Source organism: Flammeovirga sp. AWQ4_249 (genome assembly GCF_056161045.1).
The window spans coordinates 197,624-218,190 of record NZ_JBSWYJ010000003.1 but is presented as its reverse complement, the minus strand read 5'-3'; the positions used below and the strand labels follow the sequence as shown (position 1 = coordinate 218,190).

At 31.6% G+C, this 20,567-nt stretch carries 20 protein-coding genes and 1 tRNA gene; 14 read left to right on the top strand and 7 right to left on the bottom strand.

From position 1 onward, the window contains the following. Window positions 1-41 precede the first annotated feature (41 nt). From ACXAHM_RS04520 to ACXAHM_RS04500, 5 genes are all read left to right on the top strand, one after another. A tRNA-OTHER gene (locus ACXAHM_RS04520) sits at window positions 42-156 on the top strand. A gap of 287 nt (window positions 157-443) precedes the next feature. Beyond that, a complete protein-coding gene (locus ACXAHM_RS04515; protein WP_474959215.1) occupies window positions 444-2,243 on the top strand; it encodes a TerD family protein in 1,800 nt (599 codons plus the stop codon). A 60-nt stretch (window positions 2,244-2,303) separates the two neighbouring features. Further along, window positions 2,304-2,687, top strand: a complete 384-nt coding sequence (locus ACXAHM_RS04510; protein ID WP_474959214.1) for a hypothetical protein — start codon at window positions 2,304-2,306, stop codon at window positions 2,685-2,687. 82 nt (window positions 2,688-2,769) lie between these two features. Beyond that, the gene (locus tag ACXAHM_RS04505; protein ID WP_474959213.1) at window positions 2,770-3,336 is read left to right on the top strand and encodes a hypothetical protein; all 567 of its coding nucleotides are present in this window, start codon (window positions 2,770-2,772) and stop codon (window positions 3,334-3,336) included. A 290-nt stretch (window positions 3,337-3,626) separates the two neighbouring features. After that, a complete protein-coding gene (locus ACXAHM_RS04500; RefSeq protein WP_474959212.1) occupies window positions 3,627-5,033 on the top strand; it encodes a PP2C family protein-serine/threonine phosphatase in 1,407 nt (468 codons plus the stop codon). A 40-nt stretch (window positions 5,034-5,073) separates the two neighbouring features. Here the strand turns inward: ACXAHM_RS04500 and ACXAHM_RS04495 are convergent, their stop codons facing one another. From ACXAHM_RS04495 to ACXAHM_RS04465, 7 genes are all read right to left on the bottom strand, one after another. Beyond that, entirely contained in the window at window positions 5,074-5,526 is a 453-nt protein-coding gene (locus ACXAHM_RS04495; RefSeq protein WP_474959211.1) for a cold-shock protein, read from the bottom strand. Window positions 5,527-5,708: 182 nt separating this feature from the next. After that, window positions 5,709-6,761, bottom strand: a complete 1,053-nt coding sequence (locus ACXAHM_RS04490; RefSeq protein WP_474959210.1) for a hypothetical protein — start codon at window positions 6,759-6,761, stop codon at window positions 5,709-5,711. 9 nt (window positions 6,762-6,770) lie between these two features. Next, entirely contained in the window at window positions 6,771-7,829 is a 1,059-nt protein-coding gene (locus ACXAHM_RS04485; protein ID WP_474959209.1) for a hypothetical protein, read from the bottom strand. Window positions 7,830-7,832: 3 nt separating this feature from the next. Beyond that, window positions 7,833-8,804 carry a hypothetical protein gene (locus ACXAHM_RS04480; protein WP_474959208.1) on the bottom strand — a complete coding sequence of 324 codons (972 nt, stop codon included), beginning with the start codon at window positions 8,802-8,804 and terminating at the stop codon, window positions 7,833-7,835. 5 nt (window positions 8,805-8,809) lie between these two features. Next, a complete protein-coding gene (locus ACXAHM_RS04475; RefSeq protein WP_474959207.1) occupies window positions 8,810-9,877 on the bottom strand; it encodes a hypothetical protein in 1,068 nt (355 codons plus the stop codon). Between the two features lie 3 nt (window positions 9,878-9,880). Beyond that, window positions 9,881-10,876 (bottom strand): hypothetical protein, encoded by a 996-nt coding sequence (locus ACXAHM_RS04470; RefSeq protein WP_474959206.1) that lies wholly within the window; start codon window positions 10,874-10,876, stop codon window positions 9,881-9,883. 132 nt (window positions 10,877-11,008) lie between these two features. Further along, window positions 11,009-11,764, bottom strand: a complete 756-nt coding sequence (locus ACXAHM_RS04465; protein WP_474959205.1) for a cupin domain-containing protein — start codon at window positions 11,762-11,764, stop codon at window positions 11,009-11,011. 174 nt (window positions 11,765-11,938) lie between these two features. On the opposite strand from ACXAHM_RS04465, the gene ACXAHM_RS04460 reads away from it, so the two are divergent. The 9 genes from ACXAHM_RS04460 to ACXAHM_RS04420 all read left to right on the top strand — a co-directional run bounded on the left by ACXAHM_RS04460 (window position 11,939) and on the right by ACXAHM_RS04420 (window position 20,527). Then, window positions 11,939-13,057 (top strand): PAS domain-containing sensor histidine kinase, encoded by a 1,119-nt coding sequence (locus ACXAHM_RS04460; RefSeq protein ID WP_474959204.1) that lies wholly within the window; start codon window positions 11,939-11,941, stop codon window positions 13,055-13,057. Between the two features lie 139 nt (window positions 13,058-13,196). Next, the gene (locus ACXAHM_RS04455; RefSeq protein ID WP_474959203.1) at window positions 13,197-14,219 is read left to right on the top strand and encodes an ABC transporter ATP-binding protein; all 1,023 of its coding nucleotides are present in this window, start codon (window positions 13,197-13,199) and stop codon (window positions 14,217-14,219) included. 136 nt (window positions 14,220-14,355) lie between these two features. Continuing rightward, complete coding sequence (locus ACXAHM_RS04450) at window positions 14,356-15,570, top strand: peroxiredoxin family protein (RefSeq protein ID WP_474959202.1); 1,215 nt, start codon at window positions 14,356-14,358, stop codon at window positions 15,568-15,570. Window positions 15,571-15,689: 119 nt separating this feature from the next. After that, a complete protein-coding gene (locus ACXAHM_RS04445) occupies window positions 15,690-16,289 on the top strand; it encodes a ribonuclease HII (RefSeq protein WP_474959201.1) in 600 nt (199 codons plus the stop codon). Next, entirely contained in the window at window positions 16,289-17,014 is a 726-nt protein-coding gene (locus tag ACXAHM_RS04440; RefSeq protein ID WP_474959200.1) for a carboxypeptidase-like regulatory domain-containing protein, read from the top strand. The genes ACXAHM_RS04445 and ACXAHM_RS04440 overlap by 1 nt, the downstream gene beginning before the upstream one ends. Before the next feature lie 2 nt (window positions 17,015-17,016). Continuing rightward, window positions 17,017-18,000: a Smr/MutS family protein gene (locus ACXAHM_RS04435; protein WP_474959199.1), complete on the top strand. Its 984-nt coding sequence runs from the start codon at window positions 17,017-17,019 to the stop codon at window positions 17,998-18,000. Beyond that, window positions 18,000-18,587 carry a hypothetical protein gene (locus ACXAHM_RS04430; RefSeq protein WP_474959198.1) on the top strand — a complete coding sequence of 196 codons (588 nt, stop codon included), beginning with the start codon at window positions 18,000-18,002 and terminating at the stop codon, window positions 18,585-18,587. The genes ACXAHM_RS04435 and ACXAHM_RS04430 overlap by 1 nt, the downstream gene beginning before the upstream one ends. 143 nt (window positions 18,588-18,730) lie before the next feature. Further along, window positions 18,731-19,138 (top strand): hypothetical protein, encoded by a 408-nt coding sequence (locus ACXAHM_RS04425; protein ID WP_474959197.1) that lies wholly within the window; start codon window positions 18,731-18,733, stop codon window positions 19,136-19,138. Between the two features lie 57 nt (window positions 19,139-19,195). Continuing rightward, the gene (locus ACXAHM_RS04420) at window positions 19,196-20,527 is read left to right on the top strand and encodes a hypothetical protein (RefSeq protein WP_474959196.1); all 1,332 of its coding nucleotides are present in this window, start codon (window positions 19,196-19,198) and stop codon (window positions 20,525-20,527) included. Window positions 20,528-20,567: the final 40 nt, after the last annotated feature.

Here is a 20,567-nt window from a genome sequence, read left to right as displayed (position 1 = left end):
TTTATCAGTAAACATATATACTTCTACTATTATCTTTTTTTGAGACAGTAGCTCAGTAGGTAGAGCAAAAGATATGTTTTTTAATTACCATCTAGGACAAAAAAAACTTACTTATAGTTAAACTTTGGGGCGTGGGTTCGATTCCCACCTGTCTCGCTATTTAAAGGTCAACAAATTCATACTTTTATGTTCGGTTAAAGGGGGGGGCGAATCCCATTGAATTTGAATTTCCTTTTATAGGTCAATCTCCTCTTACTTCTTTTTTCTGGGTTCGAATCCCAGCTAGACGATTGGTTGCACTAGAGGAGCAATTACCTTTTTGAGGTCAATTATTACTTACTTCTGAGCACTTGCTCACAATATTAGGGATCTTGTAGTAATACAATTACCTCAACTTATTAATCAAGCCCATGCGTTCTGCATGGGCTATTAAACTTACTCTTATGAAAAATGAATTACAAAAAATAGCAATCCGAAAAGGAGCATTATATATTTCGATAGATCAAAAAAATGAAGGAGAAAAAACGCCTATAAATGAACATACATATACTTTTCTTCAATTTTTTAAAAAAGCAGGTTTCCATTTCTCACCGGAACTACTGTTGGTTTTAAACCAATTGAGAGTTCCTCAAAAGATGGCTATTTATTCTGTATTTAAAGAAGTATATGGTCTTTCATTAAACTGGTCACCATTGATTAAAAAATGGGATAAACCTTTGAGTATTATTCCATTTGGAGATAAAGTGGAAGTTTGGATCAACAATTTGATTGGATTGAAAAGTGGTTACCGATTACCTTGTAATCATTACTTACCAGAAGATTCCTTTTTCATTAAAAACTTTAATGGATGTCCTATTTGTGGTACTCCTTTTCGATTAGAGAAGTTAGTTATTGAGATAGAGAATAAATCTCTGAAAATGCTAACTCTCTGGACTGATGAAGAGGCAAAAAAATATTTAAGGGGGTTATTAAATTCTAATGTACCATTGGATGCGACACAGCAAGAAGAACTAACCGTTTTACTACACTTGTTTGAGATGCCGAAAGATGTAGAAATTGGAATGAAAGAAACAGTAATGTATGTAGTGGATGCCATGGTGAAAAATGGAAAAAGTAAAGAGGCTACTATTTACTTTCAGTCTCCAAGTGATATTTTACGCTATTTATGGTTTAAACATACTGGTTATGTTCAACTTGTGAAGCCAAAAACAATCATTCATAGAGGAGCATTAAATAACCGTAATCTTCATCAATCTCTTGATAAAAAAGAGATAACGAAACAAAGATTGACTGAAAAGCTTAAACTGAAATTTTCAAGAACAGAAGCCAAAATATATGCCTATTGGTTAAATGATCTGAAAATGGAGGTGAGAAAACAATGTGAAAACATGCATCCTCAAAGAGGTATTTGGGTAAGAGTAATTCGAGCATTAAGGTTAGCTGAATATAGTAAACGTAAAGGTTTTGAACATTTGGCAAAATTACTCGATGTCTTTTATAATAAAGATTATGAAGTATGGCAGGGCAAAGTGCAAGAATCGAAGCTAAAAGTTGATGCTGAACAAACATTCGAATTATTGAAGCAAAGACCAAGTTTATTTGCACGTTCTCTATTCTCATCTATGCTTTGGTTTGGACCGGAAGTGACAATTGATCATTTCAAAAAAGTGATGCATCAGTTACCAACTAGACTTGTGTTTACATTGAATATGTATGCTGATACGTATTTTGATAACTCAGTTAATAGAGTGGTTAGACCTCTTGGGGGAATGAGTAAGCGAATTCCCAAAAATCCATTAATTGAAGCGTATACAGAGGAGGATATTCAAAATATGATCAAACAGATCAATCAATTGACATATGAGGTAATTAGAACAAAATTAATGGAACAAAAGAGTGAACACTATACAATGTTTATTGATTCTCATTTATTTGATATTCCTTTTTCAATCGGAGATCGAAGTAATCATATTCAAGATGTAGATCATGTTCCAGCTGGGGCTCGGTATAAATTAAAGGGTGATAAAGTAAGGCTATTTATTCAATGGGGAGAAGGTTTGAAAGCTCAACATTTAGATATGGATTTAAGTTGTCTAGTCATTTACCCTGAAAAAAAAGAATATTGTTCATATTCCAATCTTCAAGTTCCAGGATGTAAACATAGTGGTGACATTCAGTATATTCCTGATAATGTGGGTACAGCTGAATACATTGATATAGATATTCCTTACCTAGAAAAGTAGGGAGCTAGATATGTTACTTTTACTTGTAATGCCTATACCAATGGTAACTTAAGTCCAAATATGAAAGTAGGTTGGATGGATTCAGCTTATCCAATGACAATTTCTAAAACAGGAGTAGCTTATCATCCATTGCATGTTCAAAAACTGATTCGTATCAAAGAAGGTTTGACGAAAGGGTTGCTTTTTGGAGTATTAGATATTCAAAAAAGGGAAATCATTTGGTTGGAAATGGACTTTAATGGTCAAATTATTCAGAATATGGATGTGAAAGCAATTGAAGGTTTAATTCAAAAGATGAATGCTAAAATTAAAATAGGAGATATTCTAAAGTTGAAAGCAGAATTACATCATTTAGAGATTAAAGAAAATCGACAAGATGCTGATGTGATTTATGATTTGGGCTGGGCTTCAGATCCAAATGAACTCAATAAGTTTTTAGATTAATGTAAATTAAAAGTACAAGCCTTTGCTATAGATAGGGCTTGTGCTTAGAAATTATTTTTCTCAATTTAAGAATTTAGTAAACATGAATATTGTAAATGCTGAATTAATGTTTGATTTATTAGCTGTAAAACAAAAAGATAATAATTTAATCATTCAATTAGATGGAAATAGAAATTCTAAAGAACAGGAATTTTATACTTTTTCATTAGAACTAGTTGATGTAAACAATATCGATACATTGCACAATATTTTAAAAAGATATATTGGTGATTATGTAGATTTTGAAGAAGTAGCACCTAATACCATACAAATCTATAGTGATGCTGCAAATTTAGGTGTTTTCAAAATTTCATCTTATGTTGAAAGGAAGGATATGTTTACCACTAGTGATTGGAAGAAACTTTATTTTGATCGTGAAGAAAAATATAGAGAAATCATAAATAAAAATGATACTAATAAATTAAGACAGCATGAATTTCTAAATAAATTGAATCATAATTTAGAAAAGAGAATTAAAAGTCAAAAAATAAGATTCTTATTTTTCAGCACATTCAAAAAAAATGAAAGAATAAAAATAAGCCATATCAATTATTTAGAGAGGCTTAAGAAAAATGTACAATCATTTATTGATTCAAATCAATGCTACTAAAGGTATATAAAATGATAAACTTTACTTTCATCCAATTCATGTTAGCTTTTATTAATAAATATTTGCAAACACTCGTTAGGTACTGAATAATAAAATGATTTTTTTTGTTAAGATTCTAATGTAATATCTCACTAGAGAAATTATCTTATAATGATTATTTTACGTAATACTTATTTTATAACTCTTTTACTTTGTGATTTTTTTAACTAGATAAATATACAATCAATTAGAACCAGCATTACCTAATCTTATATTCTAGTTCCTACAAAGTGACTTAACATAACTCTGAAATGAACAGCCAAAATCATTTTTTAAAGACGAAGCTGAATTTGATTTTCTTTTTGATTATCGCGTTTATCTTTGTCGATGTACCATTACAACTATACAAAGAGGCATATATGCTTGCCGGACACGCGGTCGTATATGGTGTTTTATTATTTACACCTTATAGTAGAAGTTTTAAAAACTATGTGCTACATGTGTATATGGTTTTTATAGTTTTTTCATTTAGTGTGGTACAAGGTGGATTGACTACACCTGTATGTTATTTCTATTTATCACCCATTATGTCTGCACATCTTTCTTTTGGAAGTAGAGTGGGAAAGATCTTCACGTTTAGTGTTTTAGCAATTATTTCCATCACTTTTGCAACAGATCTAATGGGATTAAATCCATTTGATCAACTTGATTTTGCATCGACAAATATTCAGATTTTCTCTTATGCAATTATGACGGGCGTTGGCTTAGATGTTATTGTAACAATCATGAATTATGATAAAATCAAGAACAAAGCCATTGCTCAATTAAAAGTAAAACAGAAAGAGGTATTACAACAAGAGGAAGAACTAAAGCAGCAACAACAAGAAATCATCGCCGTTCAGACCAAGGAAATTGAATTGGAAAAGATGAAACAAGAGCAATTGGAAACAGATAAATTAAAAGCAGAAAATAGCTTAGAAGCCATTAAAAGTAGTATTGAATATGCTTCTAAAATCCAGTTGAATACTTTACCGAGTCAGAAAGTTTTAAGTGATTATTTCGCAGAACATTATATTTATTATAAGCCAAAAGATACTGTAGGAGGGGATTATTATTATGTCAATAATTTTAGAAATACAACCCTAATTGTGTTGATTGACTGTTATAATAAAGGGATGACAGGTATGTTATTAGGTTCTGTAATTATCTCTTATTTAGATACAATCCAAGTGTTACCAACACGTCCATCAGAATTGATTTATGACCTCCACCAATACGTAAGGGAAAATTTTAATCAGTATAGTAACATCAATGATAAGGGGTGTAACTTATCTATTTTGTATATAGAAGACAATAACTTGATGTATTCTGGAGCAAATGGTATAGGTTATATTATTAAGGATTCTGGAATGGTTAAACTGAAGAGTTCTGATAGGTCTATTGGTACGACAACTTATGCAGACAATTCTATACCTTATTTAGATCGTGAATATGCATTGGATTCGGATGATGTAATAGTACTTTCTTCGGATGGTTTTGTCAAGCAGAAAGACGCTAAAGGAAAGGCAGTGGGTACAGAAAAACTTGAAGGTGTAATCGGTGGATTCTACCAAGGTATGAGTAAATCTTGGGAAGAAAGTTTTGAAGAATATATAAGTCAAAATTTTGCACGAGAACAGGAAGACGATATTTCAGTGCTGTGTTTTAATTTGAACTAAATAAAAAAGCCAAGAAGCGATAAACTTCTTGGCTTTTTTATTATTCAGCTTTTGTGATATTGACACAAGTTTTTCCTTTAGGAGTATCCTCGAAATCAAATTCAACAAAATCTTTTTCTTGTATATCATAACCTGGTACTACACCTGAAATGTGGAAGAAATGTCTACCTCTTCTTCCTTTTTCATTGATGAATCCAAATTTCTTCTCATCATTAAAGTAATCCACTCGGCCTTGCTTCTTCGCAGGTTCTTCACCATCTCTTGCCACTGAAACTTGAATATCTTCTAAACGAATCTCTTCTTTTTCCACTGTTGGATCTGGAGGAGTATCAACGATATTACCAAATTCATCAACATAGGCCATCATGCTTTCTAAGTCACTTTTGCCTTTGTTTTTCTTTTGTTCCTCTTTCTTAGCGAGCTTTTCTTGTTTTTTCTTCTGCTTTTTTTTCTCTTTTTCTGCTTTACTAAACGATTGTTGAGATCTTCCCATGTCAATATTTAAATTTTACGGCCAATACAACTTGTAAGAAATCAACATTAAATAGTAGTATTCAAAATGAAAAATCCATAAAAGTTATGACGTAATTAAATAAAATTACTTTGTGCCGCTAATAATGTAGAGAATCTAAATGAAGTATCAAAGAAAGTAAGATAATATAACAAAAGAACTGCTTAATCTTCTATTTCAGGAAGTATATCTTGTATTTGGTACTCCTCAATTATTTTTCCATAAAAGGCCTTGATTTCACCATTAATTTTAGTAAAACGTAAATGATATTTCTTATCTAAGTCCTCATATGCTACTTGTTCGAAAGATGTATCAACTAAATTTTCTCCATTAAAATATTTAGCCTTATTGATAGACGTTTGATAAAAAGAATGAAACAGATAGTCAATTTTTTTATCTATATCAGATAGTGTCTGATCAAATTCTTGTAATTCTTTTACATCGAAAACTTCTTTTTCAATTACATATAATTGGTCTACAATTTTAGGGTAATAAAATAAGTAGGTATTTGTGTCTAATTGGAAACGATAGGCACTCATTCCTGTATCCCAATCTATCTGATTGATTTCATCGATGAAATAATCATTATCTTGAATAGTAATAATACCCTTTTTCCTGATGTCTTCAATCTCTTGATCAAAGATTTTAAAGTATTCTCTTTTTCTATTTGGATTTTCCTTCACTGTGAGATTAATCGAATCCTCTACACCTTCAGGAACAATTCCAAAAAATTGATGTAAGAAGTTTACTATATCAATAAATTCAGGAAGTTTATGATGTTCTCCTACAAATAAAAGTTCATCCTTTTGATAGACTTTTTTAACATATAGTCCGTATTTAATATCATCGATTGGAAGTATATAAAACTCATTAATGTTATTGCTATTAATGGTGTAATCATAAGGTAAATCTAGAAGTTGACTTTTGATATAAATATTATATTCAGATAAAGCCAAGGATATTGTCTCTTGCTTATTTAACTTTTTCTGATACTTTTTATATCGAAAAATAAAATAGATCAATAAGTAGGCTATGAATAGAAAAGGGATTTTAAAACTTAATAAAGCGAAGATTAATAATGCAACAAATAATATTCTCACTTCCCTTTCTAAATAAATATATCTTGTTTGACTCAATCCAGTCTTTCGAAGACTCTTACTGATGCTTGCTTTAAAAGACATAGCGTAGCCACCTCTTGTTTTTTCAAATATATTCACGTTTGTTCTTTACTTAATTTCTGGTAAAATCTCTTGTAATTGGTGCTCTTCAATTATTTTTCCAATGTATGCTTTTATCCTTTTGTTGATCAATACAATTCTCAGATGATGAATTTTGTGGACATCTTCCAGAGTTACTTGAGTAATCAATTCATCGACTAACTCATCACCTTTGAAATATTGACCTTTATTGATAGTTGATTGATAAAATGTCATACCATCGTATTCGATTTTTTTATCCATTTTAGATATATCTTCTTCGAACAAGTAATTTTCTAAATCATATAAGTCTTCAATCTCATTTTCAATGATGAGAAGTTGATCTACTACCTTCGGGTGAAAGAAAAAGTAAGTATTATTATCAAGTTGGAAATGGTAGGAACTCATACCTGTCTCCCAGTCAATTTGATCAGATTGTTCGACAAGGAAGTTATTACCATCGATTTCTATAACACCATTTTTTCTGATATCTTCAATTTCTTGATCAAAGATTTTAAAGTATTCTCTTTTTCTATTCGGCACATATTTTATCGGTAAATCAATAAAACCCTCACTACCTTTAGGTACAATATTTAGTTCAAGGTGTATAGCATTTACTATTTCAAAATAGCGTTCTAACATTCTACAATCATCAGTAAAAAGTAATTCAGGAGTATTTTTACCTTTTCTTTGAACATAAATGCAATATCTAGCGTCTTGATTTTGATAAATTAAAAATTCAGTAACTTGTTTTCTATTGATCTTAAATTCTAATACCGAAAACATTACATTGCATTCAAAAATTACACTTTCTCGAGAAAATGAAACCTTGACTTGTTCTAAATGTGTTAACCTTTGAGCAAAATCATTTACTTTAATAAATAGGTACATAAATAACACAGGAATAGCCAATTTAATACTCCAAAAAGCTAATAAACAAATAAGTACAATCCTCCATAAGTATTTATTTATTTTATGTTCAAGGAAATCATTAATAAACTTGTTGAGATCATTTACTATAACATTAATTCCAATTAATGCATAGAAGGAGAGTGGTTGTTTTTCTTCTGAGTTACTATTTCTTTGCATTATCTATACTGTTATACCTGTTGATATTTCTATTTTTATGTCAGAATATTTCGCTATTCTGATCCATTGATTCTCGAAAGAATAGAGTTTTTGTTCTACCTTAATTTCTTGTTTTTCAACATAATTACTAAAGAACTGTCCTTCATTTTCCTCTTCTAAGATATAGCTATTCTTTTCAAAATAAATCTTCATTGGAAATCTGTCCCAATCAATAGTAAAAGGAAGTTCAGCCTGTTCTAGAAAATAGGTTTTATTGATGGTTTGTTCTTGAATTAATTGATCGTTGGATTTGTAAATTAATACACTATTTCCTCCAGTGTTTAATCGATATAAATGATCAATTGTACCGTTATTCCATTCATATTGAAACTTCTTATCGATGATTCCTTCTATGGTTTTCTCTGAAAAAACCTCACCTTTAAATGGAGTATAAGTGTTGACTTGTTCTTTAAGTTCACTTTTTTGATGACCTTCCGTTTGATACTCCCCATCTATATAATAATCCTCGATTCCTAAGAACTTTTCTAAAGCTTCTTCGAGTTCTCTAGCTTTTTCTGGAACCAAAACACGTGCATTAAAACAGTCATAATCCTCATCATCTTTATTTCTTAAGAAAACATTGAGTCCATGTCGACTACTAACATATGAAAGATAAAATTGAGCAATTTTATTGGTGTTAAAAACCTTTCTTTTACCATTATTGGAAATGATCAATACGTCTTCATAGCATTGTACAAGGGAAGAACCACGACGTACTCTTTTAATTAAAATGAAAAAAGTAGCAATGGTTATTGGTGAAATTATACTAAGAAGAATCGTAGAAGAACTACCTGTGAAATAGTGTCCAAAGAATAGATATTCAAAGATGAAAGAACCCAAGATAATTAATCCTCCAATACTTAGGTCCTTATCGGCTTTTCCATCGTTCCAGTTGATTTCTATTTTTAATTCTTGTCTGCTTTTAGTTATCTTCATTATTTCTATTCTTCTACTTCAGGTAAAATCTCTTCCAATTGATACTCTTCTACTTTTTGACCGATATAAGCTTGGCATTGTGAGTCTACCTCTACTATTCTTAAGAAAAACTCACCATTTGTATCTTCATAAATTGCTTGTGAAGAAGCTATTTGATAGGTGTTTTTTTCATTATAAAGTAGTCCTTTATTCAGTTCATTTTGGTAAAAGGTAATGGCATTTACCTCAACTTTCTGAGGTAAATTTATAACGTCAGAAGTTAAATGAAAATTGAGAATGTCAATATCTTCTGACAATTTACGCTCTTTGATGATATACTTTTGAATCGAAGAAAAATGAAAATATAAATAAAATAATTCTTCAATTTGGAACTGAAAAGAACTTAAGCCTGTCTGCCAATCAATTTGTTCAATAGTTGATACTAGATGATCTTTTCCTGCAATAGTTAAAACACCATTTTTGCGTATATCATTTACATTTTGATCAAAAATTTTAAAAAACTGACGTTTCCTTTTCGGTTCTTTGAGCTCATTGTATATATGTTCACCTTCAAAAAGATCTTCTTTGATTCCATAGAATTCATGAATTTGATCTTTCAAATCCGTTAATTCAGGAACTTTATTTTTATCTCCAACTAATAAAGGGTATTGAGTAGCTCTTTTTCCATGATTTAAGATGATAAACAAAGTGAACTGATTAATATCTGTTTTTTTGATGTACAATTGATCAAATTGCTCTACCGAAAAATGCTTTTTAAAACTTACACCTCCAATGTTTGTATTGAACCCAATACTAGCTTCAGATATCGATAAACTTACCTTATTCAACTTCTTTTTGAAATAGAAATAACGACCGACCATAAATGAGAAACCACCAACTACTATACTTTTAAGTAATAGGGGATAAGTACTTAAAATCGGGAAAAATAAGATCCCAAGAAAAAGAATGAAAAAGAATGCCGCTGTATTATTGTTGTTCTTTTTCGTTTTGTTGTATTCTCTTTTGATCGATTTCGAGAGATGACTTTTTAACGTAAATAAATAACCTCCTTGTCTAGTTTCTATAATATTCATCTCTTAAACTATTTTACTTATTGCAATTTCATAGGTCAATTCTTGAAATTGAGAAATTCGGATCTGATTTATTTTATCTTCTGCTGTAAAAACTTTTTGTTTCACAGTAATGTCTTTTTGCTCAGAATAAGAACTGATAAAATGTCCCGCTTTATCTTCTACGAGTTGGTATTTTTTTCCTTTATAAAAATAAAATTCTGGTATTAAATCCCATCCTAAAAACTGCTCAAATCCCAATGCTTCAAAAAACAAAGATGAATTCAATTTATGTTCGATAGAAGTGCTATTTGCTGTCTTGTAAAGTATTTCAGTATGATGCCCTTTATTTAACCAAACTAGTGTATCTGATGTCCCATTTTTCCATTCGAATTGAAACTTTTTATCTATGATACCTTCAGAAATACCAATTGTTGAAATTTCACCTACATGCCCCACTGAAGATACAGATTTTTGAATTAAACTTTGCTTTTGATGACCTTCTATATGATATTCTCCTTCCACATAAAAGTCTTCAATACCCAAAAACTTTTCTAAGCTTTTTTCTAATTGACGACCTTCCTCAGCAAAAAGAGATTTGTCTTCAAAACAATTAATTTCTTCTCCTTCTTTCGTGACTAAATAAAAATCAACTTTAGCATTATCTTGTTGGTAGGTATCATTACTATTATACTTTAAGTAGAATTGAGCAATCTGATGAGTGGATAACTGTATTGTTTTATCTTGATTCTTAACTATCAACTCATCAGCATCACAAATCAAATTAGCTTCACCTTGCATGAAATATTGCACAGCATAGGTCAAACCAAAAAAGAAGATAGGAATGCTGATGAAAATTAAGCTATCCAATAGAGTATCAAAATAGGGAGAAGTGAGTACAATAGAAGAAACAACTCCTCCTCCAATTAGAGCATAAATACTGTTTTTTACATTAGAAAAAACAGATTTACTTCCCCACTTAATTTCTGCCTTAAGTTGTAGTCTATTGATGCTTAATTTCATGATAGTTTGCTTTAAGTAGTAAGACTTATATACTAAAGTATTGCAAACAATATTTTAGGTAAGTCACCTTCAATTATACGTAATACAAATTGCAATAGTTACATTTATTCACAGAATATTTAAGGAAAAATATTAGTGATGTGTGTGTTTTCCATATTTTTTTAGAGCTGTTTTAACATCCAAAACTGGAACTCTATAAGTCCCATCTTTGAGATCTACCTTTTCATAAATATCTATGTTATGAATGTCATAGCTTTTCTTGTTTAAGTCCAATAATATAATGTCGAACGTAAAGGCCTGATCTGTATTAGCAATGAACCAATGTACATTATCTTTTTCATCTGTAATACTAGAACTTTCACCAGGACAAGTAATCGTATCAATGGTTGGTTTTATAATCAAATGATTATCTTCCTCAGCTATTTTATCATAATGTCGAAGATGCATTTCACCTTTTAAAATAAGGTGTGCAGAAGCCATATTACTATGTCCATGAGGGATCACAGCACGGTCCTTTTGCATCCCAAATATCTTTTTAAAATAAGTAGTGTTTTTGGGTAGGCCTGATAATTCAGGAAAGAATACGCGCTCGGTATTAACACCTAAATCAGGGTAATTAAATTGTTTAGTAAGATTTTGAAAATCAATAAATTGAATTATTTCAGGAAGCTCTATTTGACGATAAAGTTCTTCTACTCTAGATTGCCATTCTTCAGGTGTGATTGTATTTTTTTTGAAATCCTTACAGTACTCTTCCAATTGAATACTCCAATGTTGGATTATCGGGTTCACTTTTGCCTCTAAAACATTAAAAGCTGTGAGGGTATCCATGAGTGCAAAACTAGAAACAGAGGCAAGTAGCTTTTTAGAGAATTGTCGTCGATTCATCGGAAGATTTATATATTGAATTGTTTAGTCTAAATTAATAAATAGTGAACAAATTTCCCTTATCCTTTTGACAAAAAAATGATTCTATTGTAATTTTTTTATATGAATGAACCTATTGAAAATCATATTCTTAAATTAAGATGATCAACCTACCAATTTAATTTAATACTAATAATGAATACTCACGAACTAGTAAAATATGACCTATTAGACCCAAACATAATTACTAACGTGATCTACGATAAGTCACCAGAAATGTTTCTGTCAGTATGTCCCAAATCAGCTACTATTTTACATTGCAATCAAACACTTTGTGAGACTATCGGCTATGAAAGAAATCAGCTAATCGGAAAATCAATTTTTGATGTTTATGACCCTTCTTGCCACCAAAAGGTACAAGATGAATTTAAAACGTTTTTGGAAGAGGGAATCATTGACAATGTTGAATTGAAAGTAAAGAAGAAAAATGGAGGAACTATTTCTGTTTTATTAAGTACTAAAGCTGTAAAAGATAATGATGGAAATATCTTGTATAGTAATTCATGCTGGAGAGATATTTCACACCTTGAAGTTGATCTAAAGAAATCGAATAATTTATTAAACCAAAAACTCAAAGAACTTGCCCAAAAGAACAAAGAACTAGAACAATTTGCCTACATCGTTTCTCATGATTTGAATACTCCCTTGAGAAATATAAAAGGAGTAGTGCAATTGATGAAAGAAGATAAAGAAGAAAAAATCCCTGACGCATGGAATACTTATTTTGACTATATGAATCAAAGTGTAAGTAGAATGGGTCGATTGATTAATACTATTTTAGAGTTTAGTCAATTGGGAGTGAAAAGTGAAAAAGAAGAAATTGATACACATAAGATTTTAAATAATGTACTAGAAGATTTTACCCTTACAATAGAGGAAAATAAGGTACAATTGTTTAAAACGATGCTACCTAAAATTAATGGTTATGCTGTAGAGTTTCATATGCTTTTGCAAAATCTCATTGGTAATGCTATAAAGTTTCAAAATAAAGATATCACACCTATTTTGAAGATTGGAGCAAATGACAAAGGGTCTGAGTGGCTTTTTTATGTGAAGGATAATGGCATAGGTATTGACATGAAACATAAGGAAAAGGTATTCTCTTTTTTCAAAAGGATGAATGAAGATTTTAGAGGTACAGGTATTGGCTTAGCCCAATGCAAAAAAATCGTTGATTTACATGGCGGAAGGATATGGGTGGAAAGAAATGAAGTAGAAGGAAGTTGTTTCTATTTTACCATTCCAAAGTCTTAAAAATATAGATCAGTAGTTTAATTAAGAAGGTGAAACGCATTTCAGGTGCATTTCACCTTTCTTATTTATAAATACATCAAAATGATTGAGGGTGTTTCTAAATAATCAGTTATTTTTGTGGCGAAATACGAACAATTATATGTCAAAGAGAAAAACAATTCTAAGAGTAGAAAACTTTTCTAAATCTTATGAAGAAGGTAAACTAGCTGTTAACGGTTTATCTTTTGATGTGAAAGAAGGGGAGGTTTTTGCTTTGATAGGGCGAAGCGGTTGTGGTAAAACGACTACATTAAAGTTACTTTCTGGACAAATGAGACCTGATGATGGGGCTGCTTATGTTCATGGAGAACGTATCTTAGGACCACACGAAAGGTTATTAGCAGGTCACGACAAAATTGCATTGGTAGAGCAAGATTACAATCTTTTCAACCATCAAACTGTGGCGGATAATATCAAATATCCTATCAGACGTACGACGAAAGAATATCAAGAATATAGATTAAACGAGTTATTACGTATCTGTCAATTAGAAGATTACCGTGATACTCGACCAAAAGAATTATCAGGTGGACAAAAACAACGTGTAGCAATTGCAAGAGCGATCGCAGATGAACCGCCAATTCTTTTATTAGATGAACCATTTTCTCACTTGGATATGGCTTTGAGAAGTGATCTAAGAAGAATGGTGAAAAATATTGCCATAGAAGCAAACATTTCTGTTGTGTTCGTAACACATGACACACATGATGCGTTGGCAATGTCAGACCGTATTGGTGTAATGTCTAGAGGTAAACTTATTCAGATCGCTACTCCAGCTGAAATTTATAAGCAACCGCTAAATAAATATGCAGCCCACTTCTTCCCTCACTGTAATGTCTTAGCGACAAGTGAATTAAAGAAGTTAGGTGTAGTAAAAGAAGATGGAGAATACATGGCTAGACCAGAATGGTTAGAAATGGTAGACCCTGAAAAAGCAGACCATACAGCTGTATTAAAACATGTTGATTACTTCGGGAATGCCAGTTATGGTGAATGGGAAGTAGACGAAGGAAGCAAGTTATGGGTACACCATGATAGTTTTGCTCAGTTTAATATCGGAGATAAAAAAGGTATTGAAATGAAAAAAGGTATCGATTGGTGGAAATTAGAGCATAAAAAGTAATTTTTATAAAATATTAATAAAGAAACTCCTTACATTTGTTAAGGAGTTTTTTCGTTTACGGAGAAACCAAAAAAATGAAGCATCTAACCATGCAATTATTATCACATTACGATCAAAACACCAACTAATCAATTAAATGAAAATAAGAAACGTATTTATCTTATCTATTATCTTTAGTATTCTTTTCACTTCATGTACAACAAGTAATGAAACTAAGAAAGAATCTACTAAAGAAATTACAAAATGGAGAGCTTCCATTACAAATGCTCACCAAAAAGAAATACCCTTCTATTTAACGATTGAAGGAGAAGGCCAAAATCAGAAATGGACCATTATTAATGGAGAAGAAAGGTTAGTATTGGATGAAATAAAATACGAAGGAGATTCCTTACATATCCCTCTTTTAATTTTTGATGCAGAATTAATCGTAAAAGAAGGAGAAGAGAGTATCAATGGACAATTTGCTAGAAATAATGGCTACCGTCTTCCTTTTAAAGCAGTAAAAGGAAGTGAAAGTCGATTCCCAAAAGGTGAAAAACCAACTGTAAATCTTACAGGAACATATGCTGTCAAATTAGGTAAAACAGATGCAGTTGGTCTTTTTAATCAACACGAAGATTACTTAACAGGAACTTTCTTGACAGCAAGTGGTGATTATCGATTCTTGGAAGGGAGTGTTTCGGGAAATAAAATGTATTTATCTTCATTTGATGGTACGCACATTCTTCGTTTTGAAGCAGAATTAGAAGGAGATAAGCTAGTCAATGGTAAAATGTGGTCAGGCAAATCAAGAGTAGAAGATTGGAAAGGAATCAATGATCCTAGAGCATCTTTACCAGATTCAAAAAGTTTAACTTACCTCAACAAGGGATTTGATAAATTCACTTTTTCTTTCAAAAATGAAGAAGGAGAATCTGTTTCTTTAGAGGATGATAAATACAAAGACAAAGTAGTGATTGTTCAAATTATGGGATCTTGGTGTCCGAACTGTTTGGATGAATCAAATTTCTTTGTGCCTCTTTATGATAAATATAAGGATAAAGGATTAGAGATTATTGGATTATCTTTTGAAAGAGCTGAAGAGCCTACTGAAGCCTACAGACGTATCAATAGAATGAAAGATAAATTGGATATCAATTATGATGTAGTCTATGCTGGAACACCTCAGCAAACTGCTCAAGCCTTACCGATGTTGAACAAAGTAATGTCATTTCCTACTTCTATCGTATTGAATAAAGAAGGAGAAGTAGCAGAAATTCATACAGGCTTTACGGGACCTGGAACTGGAAAATATTATGAAGATTATGTTGCTGAGTTTACAACACTGATCGATGAATTAGTAACGATGTAAATTCAAACATTTCTTTTATTTTTAGAAGAGTGAATCAATCTGTTTGTTTCACTCTTTTTTTATCCTTAACTAGCAATATTATTCGCTTTTTTGATAATTAGAGAACAGAATTAATCACTATGTTAGCAACAAGTTTTACAGACGATAAAGTAGAAGCAGGTTTGGATGAAGCAGGTAGAGGATGTTTGGCAGGGCCTGTAGTGGCAGCTGCTGTTATTTTACCAAAAGATTTTTCACACCCTGATTTGAACGATTCTAAGAAACTAACGGCAAAGAAAAGAGAAATCTTACGTGAAGTAATTTTGAAAGAAGCGATTGATTACAAAGTAATAGAAGTACAAGCTAAAGAAATTGATAAAATTAATATTCTACAAGCTTCCTTTACCGCGATGCACCGTTGTGTTGACGGACTGAAAGTCAAGCCAGAATTATTACTGATTGATGGAAATCGTTTTAGACCTTATAAAGGAATTGAACACGAATGTATCGTAAAAGGTGATGGCAAATTTTTAAGTATTGCTGCAGCTTCTATTCTTGCCAAAACACACCGTGATGAGTTAATGGCGAATCTAGCAAAAGAGTTTCCTCACTATGGATGGGAGAAAAATGCAGGTTATCCTACAAAATTGCATAGAGCAGCAATCGCAAAGTATGGAACTACTCCTTGGCATAGAAATTCTTTTAAATTATTACCAGAACAGAAGACCATCGATTTTTAATGAAATATCTAAAACTATCTATACTGTTTATTTTCACGCTACTCTGCTTTCAATGTGATCCTCCTAAACCTTATGGAGATTTATATGTCCTTATTAGAGATGAATCAGGAGATTTAGTGCAAGGTTGTGAGGTGAAATTATATGAAACAGAAAATGATTTTATCAATGAAACAAATCAAGTTGGAAATACAAGTACAACAGATGAAAACGGGCGTGCATTTTTCTTAGATTTAGACGAAGGAACCTATTATGTTTCTGCTGTATATGTAGATACAAATGATGTTGAAAAAAACAATTTATTAGTGTCGACAGCAGTAGATGTTTTTGCAACTGAGATTGGATATAGAAATTCGATAACTGTCATTATTTGGAATTCATTTTTAGGTAATATGACAGCTGCAGACGGAAAACATTGGGCTTATAATCGCTACGTAGATGTTGCTTCTGGAGTAGAAAGACCTGTTCCTGAATGTTTAGAAGATGATCAGTTGATTTTTTATCGAAATGGTGACTTCAAATATGTAAGTGAACAATTAAACTGTGAAGAAGGTGAAGATGATAGTTTTGAAGGTTATTTTACACCTGTGAGTAATGGCTCTTTTATTATCATCACAGATACATTAGAGCAACAAAAATTGGGTTTTTATGTAGTTTCAGCAACTGCTGATACAATGATTGCTCAATTCGGAAATGATTTTATTTATTATAACGCTGTAAATGAATAGCAATGAATATAGGAGATAAAGTAAGAAGTTTACATGACGAAATTGAAGGAATTGTCGTTACTGTAAAAGGTCAAATAATTGAAATTGAAGATACAGATGGTTTTAGAATGGACTTTCTAAAAACGGATTTAGCAGTAGTTTCTACTGTGGAATCAGAGGAATTCGGAAGTATCGAAGAAGAAGACAGAGTTGTATCTACAGCAGCAAAGAAAAAAAATAAAGATAGACCAAAAGCAGCATTGCCATTGATCTCTGAAAGAGGTGTTTTTATTGCTTTTGTTCATCAAAATGATCAAATATTAGACGTATACGTTTGTAATAATTCAGACCTTACAATTCCATTTGTATTAGGTACTGACCGTAAAGGAGAATACAAAGGTGTTTTTACGTCAACATTGACGCCTAGATCTCAAGTTAAAGCAGATCAAGTTACTTTACAGAATTTTGAGGAATGGCCTGCCTATGTTTTTCAAGCCTTATTTTTCTATCCTGGAAGAAGTGTGAATCATGAACCATTGGTGAAAAAATTAAGATTTAAAGCTTCAACATTCTTCAATAATAAGCAAGAAGTGCCTGGAATGAAACAAGATGGCTATGTATTCCAATTAGATATTAAAGCTTTAACTGCTGTTGATGTAGAAAAAATCAAAGATGGTTTAGTGGATACTTCAAAAGTATCTGCTCAAAAAGTAGAAAAAGTAGTACAAAGACCTGCTTCAGAAGTGGATTTACATGCGGAAGCTTTAGGTTTAGACCCTAATATGGGAAACTCTACTTTAAGTATGCAAATTCTTCATTTTGAGAAAGAATTGGATGCAGCAATTGTGAGTGGGATGGACCATATTACTTTTATCCATGGAATCGGTTCAGGTAAATTGAAAACTGAAATTCAGAAACGTTTATCAGGACATAAAGATGTAGATTACTACGAAGATGCACGTAAAGAAAAATTTGGTTATGGTGCTACATTTGTCAAATTAAAATAATGAATGTAAGAATCGTAATCGGTATTATCCTGACAGGAATAGCACTGACACTTTATGGTGTAGGAAAGCCAAAATTATCCAAGGAAAAAACATTTTTGGATAAGGCTTTAGAAGGACACGACAGTGAAGTATTTTTACAAGGTATAGTAGATAACGCTAATGATACCATTCAAAACTTCTTTGTTATCGCTTCAAAAGAGGAGTTTACAGGTGCTGGAAAACATAACGGTTTTAAGCCGGTTGAAAAGAAATTACAACCTGTAAAATTACAAACTAAAGAAGGACAAGAGACTTTACTTTTTAAGGAAGTTCCTTATCGAGGAGATGAAATTGCTCATATTCTTTTAGAAGAAAAAACATCATCCAATGCACCAATTCAATGGCAGGGAATCAAAAGAGGAACACCACTATTGGTTTTAGGTCATAGAGAATCAAACGGTGATGTAGCGGTAAAATATAGTTATGCGGGTACCGAAGAGAATTACTTTAATTTCCTAGAAGAAGGGGTTGTAATCTTAACTCAGATATGTACAGTATTAGCTGCAGTTGGTATACCTCTCTTGATTTGGGGACTTGTAAAAAAATAAATCTAGTAAAGGTATTGTATAACGCAATACCTTTATTTTTTACTTCATTATCAATAATTTAGAAACATATATTATCATTTAAATAAAGACTTTAATCTCTTCTTTTCGTTTATTTTGCAGAAATCAATAAAGATTTTTATCATTTGAAACTGCATCAATACTATAAAAAAGTCATTCGCCCACTTTTCTGTATATGGGTAGCCCTCCACACATTTAATTACAGTGTGGATATTGATGCTGTATTGGTTTCTCAAGCCAATTATTCTACAAATCAAACCTTTGTCCAAGGAGATAAAATAGAAAGTTTTGGAGAAATCATCTACCGTATTTTTTCGGAGGATGACTTCAGTGATATGGCTGATAATCCTTTTTCACAAAATGAATCCAAAAGTGTTTCACCTACGATTTGTCTGTCTTTTCCAAAGTTTCAAATTGTAGCAGAACAAGTAAGTGATTTTGCTTTGGCAGAACGACTTCCTTCTTTCTATTTAGATAAAAAATATCCAACTCCTATTAAGGATATTATTCCACCACCACCTCGTATAAGCTAGGCACATTGTCGTGCTTTTCTCAAGAATAATTAAACATTCTTATAAGCTTATACAATCATGAAATTTAAATATACATTAGGTACATTGTGCTTGTACCTATTACATACGTGTGTTCTTTTTGGACAAGAAATAAAAGAACAGACTGAAGAGGAATTAATTCCTGAAACAAAGTTCCAACAACAACCTGGTTTAGCAAAAGCAGCTTCAAAAGTCTATTTTTCAGAGAAACCATGGAGTATATCTGGATTTGGAGAAGTTTCCTATATCAATCGGAATGAAGTTCCAGTGGGGATTCAAGATGACATCGAACTTAGTAACAACTCCTTATATCGTTTTTCAACATTCTTTGGGTATCGTTTTTCAGATAAAATCATATGGAATTCAGAGGTAATGGTGGAATACCTTCAAAGTCCTGATGGACATGCTCATTTTGAATTGATCACAGAAGCATTTATCGATTTTATTCTGCATGAATCTTTTAATGTGAGGACTGGTATTTTCCCTTTAAATATTGGATATATTAATAATAATGATGATCCTGTTATGTTTTCTTCTGTCAATAGATCGGATGTCGAACGCATGATCATTCCGTCTACTTGGATGGGTTTAGGATTTAATTTTTATGGGAAAATAACCCAATATTTTACGTTTTCATTAGGAGTGACACAAGGATTAGATGGCAGTGAATTTCTAAGTGGAACTTGGATTCGGCAAGGGAGAGAACCTCGATTTGATAAGGGTACATTTAATACGATTCTTATTAACCCTCAACTCAATTATACAGGTTTCAAAAATTGGATTTTAAGTACTTCAGCTTTGATTGGTCAAGCTGGAAATCAACAACAAATTTTAGATGTAAACCAACAATCAAAGACAGCCAATGCAATGGCTCAACTTTATACTTCTTATGTGAAATATACAGAACGTAATTGGGATTTCATGGCTTTAGCTTCTTTTGGTTTTATGTCTGGTACTGAAGATTTGTATGCTTTAACAGCTCAAAATAATGGAGGAGTCGGACAAGTTATCGCCTCTCAAAATGTAGGGTATTTGGTAGAAGGGAGTTATGATCTACTCTCACTTTTTAATAGTCGGAAATTCTTTAGAAAAAAGAATGTGATTATTGATCCTCATGAAGTGAAATTACCCATTTTTATTCGATATGAATATCTAAATACGCATCAAGATTACAATCAAAGCTTACTTGATAATGAGCATGCTAATATGGTGCATTTTAATTCTGATATCATTACAGTAGGTATAAACTTTAAGCCTCGAGAGGAGATTGCTTTTAAAGTTGATTATCAGTTTAGAAGTAATCGAGCAAAAGGAAAATATGCAGCTATCGAAGAAAACTTACTAGAACTCGGTATCGGTTTTATATTCTAATACCTTTGATGATTTAGCAACTACAACTAAGACCAATACC